This is a genomic window from Halocatena salina, from assembly GCF_023115355.1.
Classification (GTDB): Archaea; Halobacteriota; Halobacteria; order Halobacteriales; family Haloarculaceae; genus Halocatena; species Halocatena salina.
Genome location: NZ_CP096019.1, coordinates 109,689 through 130,802, shown reverse-complemented (window position 1 = coordinate 130,802; position 21,114 = coordinate 109,689). Strand labels below are relative to the sequence as shown.

The 21,114-nt window shown below is 57.0% G+C and carries 18 protein-coding genes; 4 read left to right on the top strand and 14 right to left on the bottom strand.

The features are described from left to right. Positions 1 to 18: 18 nt before the first annotated feature. The 9 genes from MW046_RS00630 to dgoD all read right to left on the bottom strand — a co-directional run bounded on the left by MW046_RS00630 (position 19) and on the right by dgoD (position 11,511). The gene (locus tag MW046_RS00630) at positions 19 to 900 is read right to left on the bottom strand and encodes a carbohydrate ABC transporter permease (RefSeq protein ID WP_247993644.1); all 882 of its coding nucleotides are present in this window, start codon (positions 898 to 900) and stop codon (positions 19 to 21) included. Position 901: 1 nt separating this feature from the next. Next, the gene (locus MW046_RS00625; RefSeq protein ID WP_247993643.1) at positions 902 to 1,891 is read right to left on the bottom strand and encodes a carbohydrate ABC transporter permease; all 990 of its coding nucleotides are present in this window, start codon (positions 1,889 to 1,891) and stop codon (positions 902 to 904) included. 123 nt (positions 1,892 to 2,014) lie between these two features. Next, positions 2,015 to 3,145 carry a carbohydrate-binding protein gene (locus tag MW046_RS19380; protein ID WP_282190219.1) on the bottom strand — a complete coding sequence of 377 codons (1,131 nt, stop codon included), beginning with the start codon at positions 3,143 to 3,145 and terminating at the stop codon, positions 2,015 to 2,017. A 52-nt stretch (positions 3,146 to 3,197) separates the two neighbouring features. Then, positions 3,198 to 4,349 (bottom strand): glycosyl hydrolase family 18 protein, encoded by a 1,152-nt coding sequence (locus tag MW046_RS00615; RefSeq protein WP_247993642.1) that lies wholly within the window; start codon positions 4,347 to 4,349, stop codon positions 3,198 to 3,200. 145 nt (positions 4,350 to 4,494) lie between these two features. Further along, complete coding sequence (locus MW046_RS00610) at positions 4,495 to 6,216, bottom strand: glycosyl hydrolase family 18 protein (RefSeq protein ID WP_282190218.1); 1,722 nt, start codon at positions 6,214 to 6,216, stop codon at positions 4,495 to 4,497. A 298-nt stretch (positions 6,217 to 6,514) separates the two neighbouring features. Further along, complete coding sequence (locus MW046_RS00605; protein ID WP_247993641.1) at positions 6,515 to 7,822, bottom strand: substrate-binding domain-containing protein; 1,308 nt, start codon at positions 7,820 to 7,822, stop codon at positions 6,515 to 6,517. A 92-nt stretch (positions 7,823 to 7,914) separates the two neighbouring features. Further along, a complete protein-coding gene (locus MW046_RS00600; RefSeq protein WP_247993640.1) occupies positions 7,915 to 9,159 on the bottom strand; it encodes an aminotransferase class V-fold PLP-dependent enzyme in 1,245 nt (414 codons plus the stop codon). A gap of 89 nt (positions 9,160 to 9,248) precedes the next feature. Then, complete coding sequence (locus MW046_RS00595; RefSeq protein ID WP_247993639.1) at positions 9,249 to 10,283, bottom strand: hypothetical protein; 1,035 nt, start codon at positions 10,281 to 10,283, stop codon at positions 9,249 to 9,251. A 76-nt stretch (positions 10,284 to 10,359) separates the two neighbouring features. Beyond that, positions 10,360 to 11,511 carry a galactonate dehydratase gene (dgoD, locus tag MW046_RS00590; protein WP_247993638.1) on the bottom strand — a complete coding sequence of 384 codons (1,152 nt, stop codon included), beginning with the start codon at positions 11,509 to 11,511 and terminating at the stop codon, positions 10,360 to 10,362. A gap of 172 nt (positions 11,512 to 11,683) precedes the next feature. Between dgoD and MW046_RS00585 the strand changes: the two genes are divergently transcribed. Beyond that, positions 11,684 to 12,436 carry an IclR family transcriptional regulator gene (locus MW046_RS00585; protein WP_247993637.1) on the top strand — a complete coding sequence of 251 codons (753 nt, stop codon included), beginning with the start codon at positions 11,684 to 11,686 and terminating at the stop codon, positions 12,434 to 12,436. A 431-nt stretch (positions 12,437 to 12,867) separates the two neighbouring features. Here MW046_RS00585 and MW046_RS00580 read toward each other — a convergent pair whose 3' ends face one another. From MW046_RS00580 to MW046_RS00570, 3 genes are read right to left on the bottom strand one after another with little or no spacing between them, the layout of a single operon-like run. Then, the gene (locus MW046_RS00580; protein ID WP_247993636.1) at positions 12,868 to 13,887 is read right to left on the bottom strand and encodes an ABC transporter ATP-binding protein; all 1,020 of its coding nucleotides are present in this window, start codon (positions 13,885 to 13,887) and stop codon (positions 12,868 to 12,870) included. A gap of 3 nt (positions 13,888 to 13,890) precedes the next feature. Continuing rightward, positions 13,891 to 14,682 carry an ABC transporter permease gene (locus tag MW046_RS00575; RefSeq protein ID WP_247993635.1) on the bottom strand — a complete coding sequence of 264 codons (792 nt, stop codon included), beginning with the start codon at positions 14,680 to 14,682 and terminating at the stop codon, positions 13,891 to 13,893. Further along, positions 14,679 to 15,653 (bottom strand): extracellular solute-binding protein, encoded by a 975-nt coding sequence (locus MW046_RS00570; RefSeq protein ID WP_247993634.1) that lies wholly within the window; start codon positions 15,651 to 15,653, stop codon positions 14,679 to 14,681. The genes MW046_RS00575 and MW046_RS00570 overlap by 4 nt, the downstream gene beginning before the upstream one ends. Positions 15,654 to 15,720: 67 nt before the next feature. Here MW046_RS00570 and MW046_RS00565 point away from each other — a divergent pair, with 67 nt between their 5' ends. Further along, on the top strand, positions 15,721 to 16,413 hold the full coding sequence (locus tag MW046_RS00565; RefSeq protein ID WP_247993633.1) for a TOBE domain-containing protein: 693 nt from the start codon (positions 15,721 to 15,723) through the stop codon (positions 16,411 to 16,413). Between the two features lie 42 nt (positions 16,414 to 16,455). Here MW046_RS00565 and MW046_RS00560 read toward each other — a convergent pair whose 3' ends face one another. Then, positions 16,456 to 17,307 carry an alpha/beta fold hydrolase gene (locus MW046_RS00560; RefSeq protein WP_247993632.1) on the bottom strand — a complete coding sequence of 284 codons (852 nt, stop codon included), beginning with the start codon at positions 17,305 to 17,307 and terminating at the stop codon, positions 16,456 to 16,458. 107 nt (positions 17,308 to 17,414) lie between these two features. On the opposite strand from MW046_RS00560, the gene MW046_RS00555 reads away from it, so the two are divergent. Next, positions 17,415 to 17,846 carry a DoxX family protein gene (locus MW046_RS00555; RefSeq protein WP_247993631.1) on the top strand — a complete coding sequence of 144 codons (432 nt, stop codon included), beginning with the start codon at positions 17,415 to 17,417 and terminating at the stop codon, positions 17,844 to 17,846. A gap of 65 nt (positions 17,847 to 17,911) precedes the next feature. On the opposite strand, the gene MW046_RS00550 is transcribed toward MW046_RS00555, so the two are convergent. Beyond that, entirely contained in the window at positions 17,912 to 20,137 is a 2,226-nt protein-coding gene (locus MW046_RS00550; protein WP_247993630.1) for an immune inhibitor A domain-containing protein, read from the bottom strand. A 359-nt stretch (positions 20,138 to 20,496) separates the two neighbouring features. Between MW046_RS00550 and MW046_RS00545 the strand changes: the two genes are divergently transcribed. Then, positions 20,497 to 21,111, top strand: a complete 615-nt coding sequence (locus MW046_RS00545; RefSeq protein ID WP_247993629.1) for a DUF8162 family protein — start codon at positions 20,497 to 20,499, stop codon at positions 21,109 to 21,111. Positions 21,112 to 21,114 lie beyond the last annotated feature (3 nt).

The window sequence follows — 21,114 nt, the reverse complement described above, 5'->3', positions numbered from 1 at the left end:
GTACGATCGAAGGTTCGATCACTGCTTGACGCCTCCGGCGGTGAGTCCCGAGACGATCTGTCTTTGAAAGAGGACGAAGATCAACAGCAACGGCACGGACGAAACCGTTGCGGCGGCCATCATCTCGGTCCAGTAAGTCCGTGTGTTCGTATTGAACTCCTGAATACCGATCGCAAAGGGTGTCACGTTGTCCGATGCCATCACTGAGGCGAACAGCACCTCGTTGAACGCGATAATGAATACGAACATCCCCGTCGCGGCGATGCCGGGCAAAGCAAGCGGCAACACGATGTAAAACAGCGCTTGGGTCCGCGTACAGCCGTCGATGCGCGCGGCCTCTTCGAGCGCCGTCGGGATGGTGTCGAAATACCCACGAAGCATCCAGATGGCAAACGGGACTGTGAACGTCGAGTAGATGAAGATAATCCCGTGGTAGGTGTTCACCATATCGATCATGAGTCTTTCTTGTATCGTGATAAACATCATGAACATCGGAATCAGAATGAGCACTCCGGGGATCATCTGCGTGCTCAAGATCGTCAGTCCGAACAGGTCCTTGCCTGGGAAGTCATAGCGGGAGAACGAATACGCTGCCAGACTCGCCACCAGTAGACAGATAACCGTCGTCGCTCCGGAGATGATGAGGCTGTTGAGGAAGTAATCAACGAGGGGGAAACGGTTCCACATGTTGATGTAGTTCTCCACGTGGAACGTGGTGGGAATCAGCGTTACACCCGATTGTAACAGCTGTGAGCGTTCGTTGAAGCTCGTTATGATCATCATCCAGATCGGAAACAACGCGAATAACAACACGATCCCCAATAGGAACTTTGCGACCGCGTCAGCGATGAGTTCCCGTCCAGTGGACGACAGCTGAAACTCCTCTGGCAACACCGACATCTCAGATCGCACCCCCTTGTACGTTCGACTCCATCGTCTTCTTGTAGTAGAGATACGAGAGCACCATTGCAACGACGAGCAGGATCACTGACAACGCCGCGCCGAGACCGTACGTCAGGTTCTTGAACGCGTAATTGTAGATGAATAACATCAGTACCTCACCCGATGGACTCGGCTGTTGTCCCAACAACAGGTAGGGGATTGTGAAGTTGATGAACGACCAAACGATCATCAACAGCACGATAACGGCCGTGACTGGTTTGAGCTGCGGGAACGTGATGTGACGGAACGTCGCCCATCGGCTGGCACCATCGATGGCAGCCGCTTCGTACAACTGCTCGGGGATCGACTGTAATCCCGCGTACAGCATGATCGCTGCAAACGGGAAATTCTTCCAGATGTTAACGATGATAATCGAATAAATGGAGTTCTCACCGACGAGCCAAAAGATCTCATCGTTGATGAGACCGAGAGTCATGAGCATCTCGTTGATGATCCCCGTTTCGGAGCTGAGCATCATGCGCCAGATGAACACCGTCGCAACCGCTGGCGCGATGTACGGCACCAACACAACCGTTCGTGCCATGAGCTTCCCGCGAAAGTTTCTGTTCAACAACAGCGCAGTTACCAACCCCAACACGTACACGCCGATCGTGGTCCCGATGCCGAACAGAAACGTCTGCCGAAGCGCGGTCCAAAACGATGAGCCGACAGCGGTGTTCATATCGAAGATCGCAAGATAATGTTCCACCCCGATGAACGGCGCTTGGGTCCAATCGGTAATGTACTCCGCATCGACTCGCATGAAGCTGATGATAACTCCCCATACAATCGGGATGAAATGAATGACGAACATCATCGCCAGCGCCGGTAGCAACAACCAGTACGCGAACGACGTCTCATCGTCCATCCCGAAATCCGGAAGCGGTATCCACTCTCGGAGTGTCTGCGTGATGGTAACTATCGATGGCAGCATATCGTCATCTTTCATAGCCAACTATATTTTACTATCGGTTTTTCCGATAGATATTACGTTCGAAAAAACACACGGACAAGCCCGACTCACACCGGTATCCGTATCAGTCGCCACACGGAGGGTGGGCTTCCGACCAGCTTAGTTTCCACCGTTTTCGAACTGGTAGAAGATCTCCGATTGGGCTACGGAACTGGACTTATACAGCGCCCAGAACGTGAGTAGCCCGATGTCCTGTTGTTCTGCCCATTCGACGACGGCGCTGGCCGTATCCGTCGTGAATCCTGATTCACCGATGTTCGGTGTGACACCGAGCATTTCCCAGCGTTCCTGGGTCGATTTGTTGGGGTAGATCTGCTCGAGCCATTGGACTGTGCCTTCGCCCGCCGAGCGGATGATCTCGGCGGTCGTGGGGTTGAAGTCCATGGTCATGATGTTGACGTACTCGAGATCGACGCCCGCGCTGACGGCGTCACTGACCATCTCCTTGGCGGGCGAGTAGTTCCGGTTCTCGATGCCGTTCCGACCGGCAGGAACCGTATAGGAAACTTTCACGTCCGGGCGCTCGGCTTGGAGCATTGCCAGGGCCTCGTTCCGGATCCGGTAGACGCTGTCGGGCCGTCCACCTTGTGCGTTCTCGTCGTCGATGTCGATGTGTGTAACTCCAAGCGTGTCGATGATCTCCTCGTAGCCCTGTTTCGCCTCAGTTGCATCGCTCGCGTCGCGGGCGACCGTCCGTCCGTGCCACCCGCCGATGGCGACCCACACGTCGATTCCCTGTTCTTGGAGCGTCTGGATCTCGTCGGTGAAATCCGAGAGCGGTCGCTGACCGGCGGACGTGAGCCAACCGGGATTCACTCCGTCGCCAGCCGTCGCGTCACCGACGAACGAGGCGATCACGCGATTTGTGCTCGCCGCCCGTGTGTTTCCGACGAGATCACCCCATGTCCCCTCGTATGGAGCGAACACGTCGTTTTCTTTCCCACCGTCGTCGCCACCGCCACCGTCGTCGCCACCGCCACCGTCGCCGTTGCAGTCACCGACCTTAGACCAAACGCTGTCTGCGGTGTCGGGCTCGTTACCCTGCGTCCACCACTGCGCCTCCCAGAGCGCCTCGTCGTACACCACGCGATCACCGCCGCTGTAGGCCGTGTTTGAATCCCACTGTGCCTGTCCACTACAGTCCGCCGCCGCGGCGATCCCGCTCGTGGCGAGCGTCACTGCTGACAGTGCCGATACCTTCCGAAGGATGGTGCGTCGTGTGTATTTCATCGTGTTAGGTTTGTTATTTTCCACGTGTCTCTGATCCGCGTCAGTACCGTTCTCATTGCACTTGATTGTAGATCTGGGAGAATTCGTAGGGGGACTGTGAGATGCCGCTACAGGTGGCCGACACCGAGCCGTCCGGACAGCCACCGTTGTCCCGGTCGAGCGACCAGAACGACACGAGGCCGACACCCGTGTTCTGGACGAACGATGCGACGTCCTGTGCGTCCGCTAACGCGTGGGTGCCACCGACGTTGTTGACGCCGATCATCGGCGTGAGTCCGACCATCTGCCAGATCTCTGCGGCGGATCTATTCGGGAAGATCGACGCCAGATCGGAGTGCGTGCCGTTGGCCGAATCCGTGATCGTACTCGCGCTCGGCGGAACCCAGCCGTAGTTCATCGTCATAACGTTGATGAACCCGAGATCGACGCCGTGGCGTTTCGCGCTTTCGACGACGTACTGGCCATGGCTGGTGAGTCCAGTCGTCCGACAGCGCAAGGTATAGGACACCTGTAACTCGGCGTTTTCGTCCTGGAGTTCCGAGAGCGCCTGGTTGCGCCGATCGACTGCCGCCTGGTCGACCGACTCGATATCGAAATCGAGGTGAGTCACGCCGTAGGTGTCGATGACATCCTGATACTCTGTTTTGATCTTGGCGATGTCAGAGGTGTCCTGTGCGATCATCGTCCCGACCGCCCCTCCGAAGGAGACGATCACGGTGCCACCCTGATCCTGATAGGCTTGTATTTCCGATGCTAAACCAGCCTCGCCGACGTGCATGTCTGCCGCCCCGTCCCACGCCGCGTTTCCGTTGCCATCTGAGAGGACGAACGCCGCTGTCACCGCATCGTTGCCAGCCTGCTGGTACTGATCGAGGAGGCTAGTCTCCGTGTTCGTCGTCATGTGGTTGTACGGAGCAAACACCGACGCGCCGGCGGTTCCGCTGTCTCCATCGTTTTCACCGCTCTCACCGTTCGAAACTTTCCAATACGCCGACGACGCCGATGGTTCAGCATTCCGTGATGGGCCTGTTGCCTCCCAGACCGAGCCATCGTGTGTGACGCGATCACCGGCGTTGTACAACGTCTCCGAATTCCACGCTGGATACTGTGTTGCTGATACTGTTCCGATACCGCCCATAGCGAGCAGGGTCGCCGTCGTGCGGAGCATTCCACGACGGGTTTGTTCGAAGGATTCTCGTGTCATTGGTCGTGTTCAGTGTTCTAATCCGGTGCTGGTTGATCTTCCGAACCGTAACGGGCGACCGGGTATGTGATCCATCAAGCGCAAACAGCCCGGATGGGAACTGTCGACGGATCTCGTTCGGCCCCCGTTAGCAACGCTTCCTCGTTCACAGCAGCGTGTCACTGAGCCTCGTCAACAGCGTGTGGTCCACTGTATCGTGTGATAGCGCCCAGAGCATCGTACCGCCGTAGTCGCTGTTCGAAAGCCACGCCATCTTCTCCTCGACGGTTTGTGGGGTTTCGTGGCTGATCACGAGCGATTCATCCTGGTTGTAGCTCCACGCTGACACCGCGGTGTCGTCGTAGGTGGTTTCCCAGCCGGGTTGGGAAAGATCGACCTGTCCCCCCGAACGCTCACCCCCCGAGGTGGCGATGTCCCAGTAGTCGTAGATGCCGCTCTCTTGTGTGTCCGGTGGGAAGGAGCCGCTCCCCGTTCCGCTGAAGTTTTGGAAGAGCCCGTCATCGACACCGTTCCCAACGTCTCCGCTCGGCGCTTCGACGCCCGCAAAACTGCGGCCGTAAAACGGCATTGCCATGTTCAGCTGCCCGGGATCCCATCCCTGATCGACGTACCACTGTAGCGCGCTAGAGACGTTCCACTCCGCAGAGTTTGACGCCGGGTCGGCTGGATTCTCATACAGCGGCGACTGGTGACCCGTGTAGTCGCTGAATCCGCCTCGGTAGTCGAACGTCATGATCGACGTGAAATCGAGTAGCGACGAAAGCGTGCCGTGTTCGAGACCGCTCGCTGTCTCTGGGTCTGCACTCATCGCCGTGCTGAGGTGGTACTCCGTTCCATCCTCCTGACCAGCCACATCAAGCGCATCACGGACAGCCTGAAGGAGCAACGTAAAGCGCTCTTGATCACCGTCACGGACTGTGTTGTCCGGGTGGCCGCCCCCGCCGGGATACTCCCAGTCGATGTCAACACCGTCAACCCCACCGTCCCGAATGATCCGGACACACTCATCCGCGAACGTCTGACGTGAACTCTCGGTGAGCGCAGCGTCCGAGAAGTTCTCCGAATCGTTCCACCCGCCGATGGAAATGAGGAACGTGACGTCTGGGTGCTGTTCGTTCAGATCGGCGATCGTCGTCACATCGTGCCACGATTCAGGGAAGAGGTAGCGCTGTCCATAGCTGTCTCCCACACCGGAGATCGATCCGTCCTGTTCGGGTCGCATGAACGCGTACTGTAAGTGGGTGATGTCCTCAAACGGGATGTCGGCAGGCACGTAGCCACGATCGTACTGCGCCCACTGCATCCAGTACGCCACGATCCGGTTACTGGTGGTTCCACCCCCGCCGTCAGTCCTGACGACGACTGTCGTGGTGTCTGAGCCGGTCGCGCCAGCGTCGTCGGTGACAGTGAGCGTCACGGTGTACTCACCCGCCGAGCCGTAAGTGTGAGTGATCGACTGGCCGGTCGTCGTGGTGCCGTCACCGAGCTCCCACTCATAACTACTGATGGTGCCATCAGCGTCAGTGGAGCCACTCGCGTCGAACGTGATCGATTCGTCCGGTGTTGGTGCTGTGGGTGTGGCCGTGAATGAGGCGGTCGGCGACTGGTTGCCACCGCCATCACCGTTACAGTCGCCTACCTTGGACCAAACGCTGTCTGCGGTGTCCGGTTCGTTACCCTGCGTCCACCACTGCGCCTCCCAGAGCGCCTCGTCGTACACCACGCGATCGCCGCCGCTGTAGGCCGTGTTCGAATCCCATTGTGTCTGTCCGCTACAGTCCGCCGCCGCGGCGATCCCGCTCGTGGCGAGCGTCACTGCTGACAGTGCCGATACCTTCCGAAGAACGGTGCGTCGTGTGAACTTCATCGTGTTGCGTTGTTCGCTGTCGTATGCTGAACTGTCATTCGTTCGTCGTCCGATGCTCTCCGCTACCACCGGTAGAAACAGCCCTGTTGTCGGAGCTGATCCACAGTCAACAGTACCGAACGTCAAACGACGGATCGGCAGTCGATGCTATCTTCACTGGAGCGTGTACTGTGTCCCCAACCTCCTGGGTACCATTTAGTATGATATACCCACACTATATAATAATTTCCTAAACGATATTGTCATTTTTTAAGAGTTACTGCTGGAAGTGGGTGTCGGCGTCTGTGGTCGATCGAATCTATTCGAGTTCCTTGTTCGCCTGCTTGGCCGCTGTTTTGAGTGCTTTTCTGGTGTCGCCCTCGGACCACTTGCCGGTTGCTGCGTCTACGAGTACTCCCGATACAGCGTCGTTGATGATCGCCTCGACCTGTGACCATCCATCAACCTGGGGGAACGTCTTGCCGGTCGAAGTGAGCTTTTTGAACCCTTGCCAAACGGGGGTTTGGAACCGATCCCGTTTGAATGACTCTTTGACTGCTGGGAGGAATCCAGTCATTTCGGCGATGTCGGCGTTCACTTCCGGCCGAGCGAGATATTTCAGCCACTTCGCCGATTCTTTGGGGTGATCGGTCCACGGATGGATGCCGATCAACTCAAGACCGTAGAACGTGGCGGACTCACCGTTCGGACCCGCCGGGAGCTTCGAGATGGTGATATCGGACTCGGAGATCTCTTCTTCTTCAAGGAACACATCGACGGTAGCGAGAGAAGCCCACGTACTCTGGATCTTGTGACTGGTGAAGGCGTTGTCTCGTGCGTCACCCTTCCATTCGGCCGTCTCTTTGGGCATTACAGAGTGGTTCGACTGAAGGTCCTTGTAAAAGTTCAGCGCCTCAACAGCGCGGTCGCTGTCAAATGCGGCCTTCGTATTGTCGTCTGTGAGTAGCGTTCCACCGTTCTGCCAGAGGAAATCGGCAAAGAAATGACTGACGTTCTCCTGAGCAGGGATCCCGAACAGGTAGCTGTCCGGATTCTCATCGTTGAACGACTTGCCTTGTTGTACCATCTCATTCCACGTACTAGGTGGTCCGTCGATTCCTGCTTTCTTCAGCGACGGCATGTAGCTCAGATGCGCGCGTGGTCCCCAAAACCACGGCATTCCGATGAATTCCCCCTTGTAGTTGCCGATCTCGTTCGGGCTGTCGAAGAACGAGGATTTGTCGATGTCGACATCGATCGTCGTAATGTCTTCAAAGCCATCGAGATTTGCGAACGTCGGGATGTACGTCGAGGGAATTTCACCGACATCCGGTCCAGACCTGTTCTGCATACTGGTAGTCTGTTTCGTTTTCCCGTTGGCCCACTGCATCGTCTCGTACTCGACCGTGATGCCCGTCTCGTCTTTGAATTTCTTCGTGTGTTTGTCGAGGAACGCGTCCATCTCGCCCGTCGGATAGTGGCGGGTTTTGATGGTCACACTGCCGGAATCGGAGCTACTTCCCCCGAGAAGGCTCGTACAGCCCGAAAGAGCGATTCCCGCCGTCGTCACACCCGCGGTCTGCAGAAACCCACGGCGTGATCGCTGTAATGAATTATTGTCAAACATGTACATCATTGATTAGGATATCTACTATATAATTCTTATCATGCATACAAATAGGAGAGAGGTTCGCCTCCGATGCTCAGGTGGGTTCGGATTCACGCCATGAACTCGGTTGCAGTGGCGTCGTATTCGGCGTTAATGGCGGTTATGATCCGGTCCAGCACGTGATCGACTTGGTCGTCTTTGAGGCACATCGGATTGAGGACGAGCTCCTCTCGATGAAGCCGGTCGCTGCCGAGAAACACCCGGGGATCGGCTTTTTGTAACGTTCGGGTAATTTCGATCGCAGTCGAGCCGACCACGTCGGCGTCGATGGCCACGACGACTTCGGGCGCGATCGACTCCTCAGTGTGTTCGATACGAGAATCGAGCCCGTCGATTTCCGAGAGCTCGCCGTCAAGATACTCTGCCCGGCGGAGCCACCGCTGGCGCTGTTCATCCTGATCTTCCTCGAGGAACAGTTCCAACGCTCTGAGCAGTCCGATGAGTTCCTCTTTGCCGACCTTCAGCGGCCGACCGATCCCTTGCCGTGGAACGCCGTTCGAAAGATCGACGTCGTCCAACAGTTCGGGCGGATTCCAGATCTCACCAGCGATATGCATGTCTAGATTCTGGAGTGCTATCGATTCGATCAGGTCTTGCCGTCCAGCGACGATCCCAGTCGTCTGTGGTCCGCGGATCGCCTTGCCACCGCTGAAGACGACGAGATCAGCCCCCTGCTCGATGAATCGCGAGAAATTCCGCCGAGGCGGAAGTTCGGCAGCCGCATCCACGATGACTGGCGTGTCGTGCTCGTGGGCGATGTCGGTAACTACCGACAGCTCCGGTTGGGTGTACGATTTCTCGATGTAACCGACTGCTGCCGTCTCCTCGGTGATCGCCTGTTCGAGTTCCCATGGCTCGACGTTCGTCGAACCGGTCCCGAGATGGTAATCGTTGGTTCCGACGTCGACGATCTCTGCACCCGCAGCCCTGAACGCGTGATCGTACTCGGTTCGGTGTGTCCGAGCCATCACGATCTCGTCGACTATCCCCGCCGTCTCCGGCAGCCGAGACATGGCACTGAAATCATCCCGTGCGAGGACGGCAGCCCCCGCGAGCATCAGCCCCGCTCCCGCACCGCTGGTAACGTACCCTGCCTCTGCCCCCGTCAGCTCCGAAATAAGACGGCTGGCTCGTGATTGTAAATCAGACAAGACGGCGAACGATTCGGCCGCTTCTCGCATGGCCTCGACTGCCTCGGGCCGAATGAGACTCCCTCCGATCCGAGTCTTCGTTCCCGCAGCATTGATCACTGGCGAAACGCCGAACTCATAATATATCGAGTTTTTATCACTCATTCGTCATCCTCGTCGAACGTTTATCAGTTTTCCAGTAAACTCTTTTGATCTTTTAACCGATGAGCGGATCGCAGCGTTCGGTCGTGTGTTCACGGTAACTCCTCGAGATACGCTGACCAGACCGCATCCGGCCGTTCACAGGCGATCGAGGAGATGCTGCGACAGGCGTCATACCCCCACATGAACACGCTGTCGACACCGCTATCGATTGCAGTTCGTGTTGCGGTGCGGACTGCCTCGGTAGCGTTTTCTCCGCCTTCGAGCCGGAACCCCTGGATCCATATCTGGCTATCGATGTTGTGTGTTCGTGCGAGCGAGGCGACCATATCGGCAAAGTAGCCGACGAACTCCGCCGGCGTTTCGTTCCCGTGAACGGCCCAGTAGGGATCGGTCGACAGCACGTCGAGCAGCGGATGCTCAGCGAGATCGCTCCAGTTTCGAAGCCCATGATCGCTGTCCTCACTCGGGAGCAAACAGACCGCGTTTCGAGCCCCCCGGTCGTTGGCTACTTCCATCATCTCGGTGAGAAACGACAGCAGTGATTGCTCACGGAAGCGTTCGATCCGCTCGGTGGGGACGACGGGCATCGGTTCGTCGAACTGCTCGCGGTAGGCGGTTCGACAGTGGGTACACCGACAGCTCCATGCGTTTTCGGGGAACTGGTCTCGTGTGTCGTGCCACGCGGGAATGTACCAGTGCGGTTCGTCCCAGAAGAGCACATCAGCACCGAGATCGGCGGCATCGCGTGTCCACTCGCGCATGAACGAACGAAAGCGAGGAGCGTTGAAACAGGCTGCGCCCACACGGTCGCCGGTTGACATCACCTGACACTGATCGGGATGGCGACCGATGAACTCCGACAGCGCTTCACCGCCGAACACCCGCCCCACTGCCCACGGATTGACGTACACCGTGAGATCCCGATCGTGGCTCGCTGTGACGATCCGTGCCATCGTGTCTTGGTAGTACTCCCTGTCCGCCTCGCTAAACGTGTGTAACACGGCATTCAACCCTGATTCGACGAACCGATCGAGATCGCGTTCGACGTGTCGTCGATCGCGGACGCCGAAATAGCTCGTCCCCGTCTCTATCCCGCTCGTTCCAGGAGCCGACTCCTTTGTCATCTTGAATGAGACCCGTGTTATTGTCAATCAATCCGTCGGCATAGCCTTTTCGGCCCGTTGAGGATTCCGCAGGTGTCTACCACTCGGCGATGCTTCCGTCTTCGTGTCGCCAGACAGGATTGTGCCAGTCGATCTCCTGTTGTGATTTCTCCCGGACTGCGTCCTCATCGATGTCGAGTCCGAGACCTGGTTCCGACAGCAACGACAGAAAGCCCGCTTCGAACTCGAAGGCATCCGGGTCGGAAAGATACTCGTGGGGCGGCCCGGAGGTCCCTTCGGAGAACGCGAACCCGTGATCCTGAATCAGGAGGTTCGAGATCGAGGCGCACACCTGCATCGAAGCCGCGAGCGCGATCGGACCGATCGGACAGTTGAGTGCCACTGAAACGTCGTACGGATGGGCCATCGACGCGATCTTGGTGACTTCCGTGATACCACCCGCGTGTGAGATGTCGGGTTGCACGACGTCTACGTTCCCCGATTCGAGCAGTTGCTTGAAATCCCACCGGGAGTACATGCGTTCGCCGGTTGCCAGCGGAACGGTGGTGGTGTCGGCGATCGAACCGAGATTATCGTTGTATTCGGGTAACACCGGCTCTTCGATGAACATCGGTTCGTACGGTTCGAGTGCGTGAACGAGACGTTTTGCCATCGGCGTCGAGGCTCGACCTCTGAAGTCCACGACGATATCAACCGTTTCACCGACCGCTTGGCGGACGTTCTTGACCCGGTTTGTGACCGTCTGGATCGTCGACGGTGAATCGATCGGCCGCATTCGCTCGATCGCATCCATCTTGATGGCGGTGTACCCCGCCTCGACCAGCGCTTCAGCCTCACTTGCGATCTCCGCGGGCCGGTCACCGCCGATCCACTGGTACACCCTGACCCGATCTCGACAGCGCCCACCCAACAGCTCGTAGACGGGCATCCCGTACTGTTGGCCCTTGATATCCCACAACGCCTGATCGATCCCTGCGATGGCACTCATGAGGATCGGTCCCCCCCGATAGAAGTTGTTACGGTACATCGCCTGCCAGTGATCTTCGATCCGAAGCGGATCCTTTCCAAGGAGATAGTTATCCATCAGCTCTGTCACTGCCGTACACACCGTTTTGGCTCGGCCCTCAACGATCGGTTCTCCCCATCCCGTGAGACCAGTGTCCGTTCGGATAGCCAAAAACACCCAACGGGGAGGAACCTCGTACAGTTCATAGCCAGTGATGTTCATAGGGAGTGGATTCATCGCACGCCAATATAGCTATCGGGCCACTTTTTCCACCCAGGTGAGTCTCACTGGCGGTGAGCACACTCACTGTTACCGTACCGCCTTCGTTCCCCAGAAGCGCTCGTTCGTCAGGCATGAACAATCCTTTTGGTTGTCGAGAATAACGTTCAGCAACATGTTCGATTCGAACCACCAACGGACGGTGAATGCGACCCAGACCAGTTTCACGGTCGTCGAAGCACTCGCAGAGCGGGACGGACGTATCGGTGTTACCGAGTTAGCATCCCTGCTCGACATCCCCAAAAGCACGGCGTACAAACATCTCATCACCCTCTGCGAGCTCGGGTACGTCCGTAAGAGGGGGCACGAATACGAACTGGGAATCGGGTTCACGGATCTCGGAGAGACTGCCCGGGCCAACGATCATCTCTACATCACAGCCAAGCAACACATCGATCGGCTCGTGTCGGTCACTGACCAACCTGCGGGGATCGTGGTCGAACAGCGGGGCTACGCTGTTGATCTCTACCGATCGTGGCCAACCAGCCGATCTCCAGAGGGGTGGACGAACTCGCGGTATCTGCACTGTAGCGCACCCGGAAAGGCGATTCTTGCGGGACTTCCCGACGACCGCGTCACCGAGATCATCGAGCGTACTGACCTCCCGGCGAAAACTGACCGCACCTTAGCCACGCCATCGGCGCTTCGAGAGAAACTGAACCGGATCGCAGAGCGGGGTATCGCGTTCGAACGCGGCGAACAACGGGACGGACGGCGGGCGGTGGCGGTACCCGTAAATCGGGAGGGACGCGTGATCGGGGCCGTTTACGTGGCCGGGAGTACTGATCGGATGAAAAGCAAGCGATTCGAAGAGGATATCCCAGGCATCATCATCAGCACTGTCAAACAGTTCGTTTCCGATATCTGATCTGCGTTTCGATGGCGTGGACGCCGTGGGAACGCCGTTTCCGGATGCGCCCCGGTAACTGGAAACCGCTACACCGTCTCAGGCGGGCGTTTCTTCTTGGTAAACATCCACCGTTTCGACCGGCTTCCGTTCCGGGTCCCTCCATACCCATTACAAATGTACATTTGTAATTACTACAGCTTCGCAGAGCTTCCTTTCTAAAGGACCTCGATATAAGCGTACTATTACATACACTATCCCATTCGAACCATATACCACATATTTATTTTTTACTCCTTCAAAGATCAATAACTTTATGATCTCCTATTTTCTACTATATTATGGTTGTTTTTATAATATTCTAGCCTATTATACTAAATATTCAAATAATATTACAGAATATTATATAAGCTACGAGATGGCAGGTGATATTTGTATATCATATCATGGATCTATATTATATGTATATAATTTGTATTTAGTTTTATTCGTAGTTGCTCTCGCTCAGCAAGCTCCAGTCGGTCGTACGTTCGGGGCGAGAGCGTGAGACGAACGGGGTCAGTCGAGTGTTTTAGCTGGACGGAAAGATGATGGGAGCTACCCTGATAGATGTTCTTCGTGATCATTCCCCTGAAGACGTTCGGGTGGTCCACATCCGATGGAGCGACGGAGACGTGTTCCGGTCGAATACAAAACCGAACGTCCTGCCCGATATCGTGCTCATCGGTGGGGGCATGGATCTGTCGACCACTCCATTTGAGACGGTCGTGATCGGTGACCCGTGCGCGGAACACGTTCACGTTCCCGGTAAAAGACGCGACAAACGGCGTCTCGGGATTGGCGAACAGTTCAGGGGGGGTGTCGACCTGGTGTACCTTCCCATCGTGAATGACGGCGATCCGATCGCTGACCACGGTGGCGTCGCGTTGATCGTGGGTAACGTACACGATGGGGATGTCGAGCGAGGTGAATAACTCCCATAGCTCGTGACGCAGTCGTCGTCTGATCGGTGCATCGAGGTTAGCGAGCGGTTCGTCAAGGAGCAACGCATCGGGTTCCGTGGCGAGCGATCGCGCTAGCGCGACGCGTTGGCGCTCACCACCCGAAAGCGTCTCTACGTTTCGATCCAACATCCCCGTGAGTTCCAGCGTTTCTATGAGCGCGTCGATGCGCGCGGTTCCCGTTGTGGCGTACCTGATATTCTCTTCGGCGGTCATGTGTGGGAACAACGCACCGTCTTGAAACACGAGAGCGACGTCGCGGTCTTCGGGCGGACGTTCCGTGAGTTCCGTGCCGTTCAGGGTGGTCGTGCCGCCGTCGGCATCAACGATACCCGCTATCGTCGAGAGGAGCGTGGTTTTGCCGCTTCCCGATGGACCGAGCACAGCGAGCACTTCGTTTTCGACGGTGAGATCGATCGGTCCGAGTTCGAACGCGTCGTACGATGTTACGAGGTCAGTGAGTTTGAGCATGTGTTAAGTCCAGGGGTTGGAGGCAACAGTGTTCAGAACGACGAGCACTACGATCGAGACGAGCACGAGTAGTATCGCGATGGGAAAAGCCGTGTCCACTCCTCGCGCGCTGAACGCCAACCAGATCCGCACGGGCATCGTTTCGGGGTGGTAAGCCATGATCATCGTCGCACCGAACTCCCCCATCGCGCGGGCGAACGCCAGTGCCATTCCAGCGACGACTCCCGGCATCGCGAGCGGCAGCGTGATCCGGTAGACGGTCGTGAGACGGTCTTTGCCGAGCGATCGGGAGGCGTCTTCGAGAGTCGGGTCCACTCCGCTGAAGGCAGCCAGTGAGGTGACGACGACGAACGGGGAAGCGACGAACGTCTGTGCGAGCACGACGCCGAGGAGTGAGCGCCACGTCTGTACGCCGACAGCGGCAGCCAACCGGCCAATAGGTGCGTTCGGACCGAACACCATGTGGAGAACCATACCGCTCACGATCGGCGGAAGCACCAACGGAAGGATCACGATCCCGGCGATCACGCTCGATCCTCGACTCCGGCTGTGTGAGAGCCAGTAGGAAAGTGGCACCCCAAACACGGTGGCAACGATCGTACTGATCGTGGCGCTGCACAGCGACGTAATCACCACCTGCACCACTGAGGGATCACTCATCTTGGCGATGACATCTCCTAGCGGAACCGACAGAACCAACGCCACCAACGGACCGAGATAATAACAGACCAACACGCCGCCGAGCACCAGCGTTACTGTCAGCCAATCGATGGAGCGAATCGATCCTCTCTTCATACAGAAATGGGGATAACCGACTGTTCTGCGGTCGAACGATCGGCGGGGGTTCCCGAGTTGTTTTCGATCCGCTCTGGAACGCGTCCGTGATGGTTCGGAAACGATTCGTGCAGAATGAACCCGTGCCGTTGGAGATACGAACCCCGAACAAGGCGGTCGAACACCGATAGAACGTCGTCAGTCATCGTCCGAGCGGCCGCACCGTAGCTGATCGTCCCGCCCTGAACCGCCGTTCCGTCCGGTAACGTGTACGTCACTGTCGAGTACCAGTCCTCGGTATACTCCGGAGCACTGAGATCGATCGGATCGGGAAGATCGATGTAGTCGTACCCACGCTCCACGGCCATGTTCCGATATGCGATCGCCACGTCGACCGCACCGGTTTCGAATCGAGTCATCAACGATGATTCGGGATAGATCTGTTCGTCTGCGAGGATTGTTGACGCGAGACCATCCACCTCGTAGTATCGAGCGGCGAGATCGATCACGAACAGCGTTCGATAACCCAAGGGGTCCGCCTTCGGATCCGTTCGTCCGAGATTGATGTCGTCGTCGGCTACTAGCTCATACCACGCTTGGGACGTTCTACCGACTCGTTTTCCGTCTTCGGTCGCCGTGTTGGACGCGATCACGACGGCGTTACTCGTAAACACCGAATACCATGAGGGGTTTAGTGGCGCATTGAACAACGCCGTGTCGGCCACCACGACGATATCCGGATCACGGATGCCTTCCTTGACCATTCTGGCGATCCGTGCCGAACCGTGCGTTTCGATCTGTACCGGTGTATCGAGCTCCGGCGCAAGCCCGTTCGACAGCGCGTTTGTGAGACTGCCCGCGGCGAGGATCGTGACCGGACTGGTGTGACGATCGCCAGTCGGTATCCATCCCTTTCCGAGACAGCCCGATAATCCGAAGACTCCCGTCCCAAACGCTTGTATCACTGCTCGCCGCGACCGTTGTTTCGTCATAGACGTAACGGATCGTTATTGTGAGTTAGACATAAAGGCTTTCTAGCTTGATCCTGGATAGGAACGTATGGATGCGGGATTCGAGACCCGGTTACGGGCGGAGGATGTATCGTTCGAGGCCGCAGACGCGCGTTTGTTGCGGGCGGTCGATGACCACCGCTCGCTCAATGCCGCCGCAGACGCGTTGGGACGGTCATTTTCCCGCTCACACCGCCGGATCAAGGCGCTAGAGGAGGTGTTCGGACCGCTCGTCGAACGCCAGCGGGGTGGCATCGATGGAGGCGGGAGTGAACTCACTGACAACGCCCACGAGTTGCTCGCACGATTCGAGCGGCTGCGAACCGCGTACGCCGGGACGGCCGAAACCGAGAAAACGGTCGTTCTCGGCACGATCACCGAGCGTAGCTCGGAATTGGCAGTCGTCAAAACGTCCGTCGGCTCCGTCCGTGCGCTGGCGTCGACGCCTACCGACCGGGTGCAGGTGGTGCTCCGAGCGGATGCCATCACGCTTCACACACCCGACGCCGTGCCGTCGGTCGACGGAATGAGCGCCCGAAATCGACTTTCCGGAACGATCTCCCACATCGATTACGGCGAGTCGATCGCTCGGGTGGCGTGCGATGTTGGACTCGATACGCCGATAATCGCGCTCGTTACCCGTGAGACGATCGAAGAACTCGGGTTTCAACCAGATGACCCCGTCGTCGCATCGTTCAAGGCGACCGCCACCCGGGCAATCCCCACAGAGAGTGATCGGTAGCGCTCGCTGCGATCGTACAGTGTATCGACGACCTGCACGCGGTCACTGAGCGAAAAACGCTTCGATCGGGTCGATCTGGTCGTCGGTGTTCAGTGCCGGAGCATGTCCACAGTCGACGGTGATCGTCTTGGCAGTCGGTTGGTGGTCAGTCATCCGTTCGAACGATTCTTGAGGAAGGATTCCGGACGCCGTTCCGCGAACGATACAGACGTCGGCAGTGATTCCGTCCCACACTGCCCACGGATCCGTTTCTGTCCCGGTCGTCGTTTCGAGGGCTTCGATGATCCGTGGATCGTAAGCGGGCGTAATCCGCCCGTCGTCGGTCCGGCGTGCTGACGTTATCGTGAACCGTCGCCATTCGGTATCGGTCATCTCGCTGAACCGCGGTTCGTAGATCTCCCGGTAGTACGCCTCCAACGTCGTCACGGTGTCGACGGTTGGTGGCTGTGGAACGTACTCGTTGATGCGTGCCAACGCCTGATCGTCGGCGTCGTGGATCGGATCGGGACTGACGTCGTTCACGACGAGATGGGTGATTCGGTCGGACAGAGATCCACCGGCCAGCGCCATACCGAGTCCTCCGCCCATGGAGGTCCCGATCCATCGGATCGATTCGAGTCCAAGCGCATCACAGAACCCGACCATTCGCGCCGCGGAAGCTTCGCTCGTGTACGCCGTGGGATCGTCCCATCCACTCAGCCCTCGTCCAGGAAGATCCGGACACAGCACCCGGTACGTATCAGCGAGTCGCCGCGCGATCGGGTCGAAATCTCGACCCACGCGCGACAGGCCGTGCATACATACCACCGGCGGAGCTGACGCCGCCCCCCACTCCGAATAATGTAGTTCGATCCCATCCACCGAACAGAACCGATCGGTCCGTTCCATCGTCATCGGTAGACGGACACGACAGTATAGTGTGTTTCGCCGATCTAATCCGATTCGTGAAGCGATGTTTCTCAGAAGACATAAAGGAACGCCGTTAGAAACGCCAGATAGGTATGTCAAGCACGAATAGATGGGGTCCGTTCCTGATTCGGACTGGACTCGGTGTCGTCATGATCATCCACGGAGTCGGAAAACTGATGGGTGTCGGTCCGGCCGCGATGTCGATCTCGGATTTTGCAGCGACTATCGGCGGTTTGGGTTTTCCAGCGGCCACTGCCTTGGCGTGGTTGGTCGCACTGATCGAGTTCGGTGGCGGCGTGTTGCTAGTGGCGGGGTTGTTCGTCCGACACGCCGCGATCGGAATAGCGATCAACATGCTCGTTGCGACCGTCCTGGTCCACCTTCCACAAGGATTCAGCGGGTATGAGTATACACTCGTTCTCTTTGTGATGGCGCTTTCGCTCGTCGCAACCGGTCCCGGCCAATTCTCGCTCACCCACGCGCTCTTCGATGGAGAACTGTACTGGCCGACGGTAGATGGATGACGTCTCGATCGTAACGGATTGATCGTCCATTGCAGCCCACTTTTGCCGAGTGTCTGAGCAGAACCTCAGTCGGCAACGACGCTGGGCCGTGCGACCGGCGTTTGGAACGGGTCGTTTTCGGACGTGAGCGCGGTGTACCGCCACGGGTAGCGGATATCGTTGATCAGATCGTCGATGTGCTCGGTGAGCGGCGTCACGCTAAACTCGTATGGGACGGTTCCGATTTCGTTGGGACGAGCTGCCCACGTGGCTGTGGTGATGATTCGATCGTACTCCGATCCCTCGAAAACGTCGTACCACGTTTCGTTCGTGGAGCCAGTAAACGTTCGGGCATCCATCTGTTTGACCTCAGCTGTACCGTTTTCAGTTATTCCAACGGCCGTAAACTGGTATTTGACGCGTTCGTCGTGTACTTCGCTACTGTCTCGGAACGGATCGGTGTCCGATCCGTCGTGGGAAATCCCCACTTCCGGTATCTCGACGTTTCGAAGATACCAGCCGGTTCCTGGAGTCGAACTGGAATTACCGTTGGTCGCGTAGTCGGTCATATACCGAAAGGAGATCAGCACTTCTTGACCGCTGTACGCCGAAAGATCGAACGACTCGGTGGTCCACTCGCCGTCTGTATCGCCGGTGAATCCGGGTAGGTGTTCGGTGAGTGGCTGATATGCGCTTTCGGGCTCGGCCAGATATTCGCTCGTGTTTTCGTTCGACAGCGTGGTCCACGTGTCGCCGCCGTCGGTCGACACCTGAACGAAACCATAATCCCACCCCTGTTCGATGTTGTAGTACGTTTCGAACGACAACGTCGCCGACTCGGTATCCCGAAGATCGGCCGTCATGATGGCGTTATTGTCCATGAGGTTGCCACGACCACCCCACAACACAGTCTCGTTCGAACGGTTCGACTCATTGGCAGTAGTCTCTGCGTTCGGTGGCGGAACCGTCTCCCACGGAAGGGGTCGGAACTCCGTTCCGTTGGCACTGAACTTGACGAGAGAATCGTTCACAGAATTTTCGAAGACGGCGAAGGAACTTCCCCACGCCGGTGTCCGTTCGTTCGTGGTGTTCGTCATACTCACATTGATGTCGATCCCTTGGAACCGATACTGATCGGAATCGTTTGTCCGAACCGAACCGTTGGCACTCTCTACGATCAACGCCGTTGAAAAGTCCTGATACACCCCATAGAAATCCTGGTTCACGCCCACTTCATCGAGCGTCGTTTCGATGCTCTCGATCCCGTTGTCGGGATTACGGGCCAACTCTTGTGTGAATGATTCACCATACTGCTGTGTGAGATACATCTGGAACAATGCCGCCATCCCGTAATCCGAGAGGATGTTGATAGCTCCTTGGTCACCCCATTCGACGAGGGAATTGTTCGGCCGTTTCTCGAACGCATCGATATGGTTCTGTGGAAATCCGTACCCGGCAGCGTACTCCACGTACTCGGACATCCCCTCGTTGATCCACGTCGTCTCGTTGGGGTCGTGATCGTCGTGAATCAAGTGCTGAAGTTCGTGTGTCACGGTTCCCTCGATCGCGTGGACGCTCGCCTCGCTCGTGTTCGTACTCTCGTTTGTGTCCGGACGCCACGGTGCGTCCATCGATCCGAGCCGACTGTCCCAGTCGTAGGTATCGACGGTCAAAACGTTCCGATCGATTCGGCGCTCGATGACTGACGAGTAAAACCCGGACGTGAACACCGGATAGCTCTCGTTGAAATAGTTCTCATCGCGGACGTTATCCACGAGAATGATCGTTCGATTCTCACCGTCCGGCGATCGGTAGTAATCCTCCGGGACTTCTCCCTCTTCGGATAGGTTAGCATCGGTCCCATCTCGGACGTCCGGAGCACCGAAAAGTCGTTTGTTTGTGGGATACATCGTCTCTTCGTACTCCGTAGTGAGATACTCGATCTGCGCGTCCGTGACAGTCGGCGTCTGACGGGAATCGTTTTCTGGCCACGAGAGATCCTCTGCTACCCACACCGAACTGTTTTCGGTGTAGTTCCGAAGTGTAAAGTTCCGAAACGAATACTCCCCAGCCGTGTAGTTCAATGAGGGAAACGTCTTCGTGGTCCCGACCGTCGGACTGTCATTCTCTGCCATACTGTGATACCCATCGGACGTTTCAATCGTTTCGGGCACTGAGGACGGATCGAACGTGACGTTTTGGAGTTCCCTCGGTGAGAGTCCACGAGAACGATAGTCTGTGGTGGTTTCGTTCGATGATCCCGGCTTCTCGACTCCTATTTCGGTGCCATCCGAAAAACGGTTGGAGATCATCCGTTCGTCGGTCGAGTCTATATGTGATGTATCCGTTTGACTTTTTCTCTGCTCTGATATTACTTCCTCATTATATGTAGATGCAGGAGATATACTAACAAATACGATTGAGCTGGTGAGTATCACCATCGACATGACGACAACCATCGAGCGTTTCATGAGATATACGCCATCATTACGAACAGACAGATATAATGATAACCCATTTATGCTTGGGACGTTCCGTCACTAATGAAAAGTGATGTGTGCACTAACTTCTTTGATCTATTTATTTTATCGATCGTTTTCTCAACTGCGGTCGGCGCGCCGCTTGCTCGAGCGAAACGTGATTACGATTGTGCTCGATCACCTGACAGACGATGGAAACCGTCAGCATCGAAGAGGCGAAACGCACCAACGAACAGCCTCGATCCCATCTTGTGGTTTCTCGATCGCTTTATTATCGTCGCACGAATGCGGTTATGAGTATGGGTATCGTCCAGATAGTTGGATTCGTTTCTGCGGATTTTGCGTACGGCACGATCCGGATCGGGATGTTCAGCCTTTGGTTGGGATTGTGTGCATCACTCGTAGCGGTGCCGTTTCTCGTGAGTAACCGTATCCGTTCGTTGTTCGGACGTGTCGGTCCGTTCGGTGGGTGGGCCGGAAACTACGTGGTGTGGATGACGATGGTCGGCGGCGGCGAGATCGCGGTATTTGCACTCACTGTCGACGTGATCGCCGTCGAGTACGCCGACCCAGCAGTCGTCGAGCAACTCATTCGCACTGCGAGCGCCGGGTTGGTTGCTGGATACGTCCTCGTCTCATTGGCGCTGTTGCTGGTGATCCCTCGCTTTTGGAGCGGATGGCCCGCTCGGTACGACCGACGAACGATCAGTCTGGTTATCGGTGGTGTTCTCTGGTACCACGCTGGTACCGTGTTGCTCTCGCCGTACGCGTTTGATTGGCTGTTGGCCCTGTCGCGTCCGGTGTGAAGG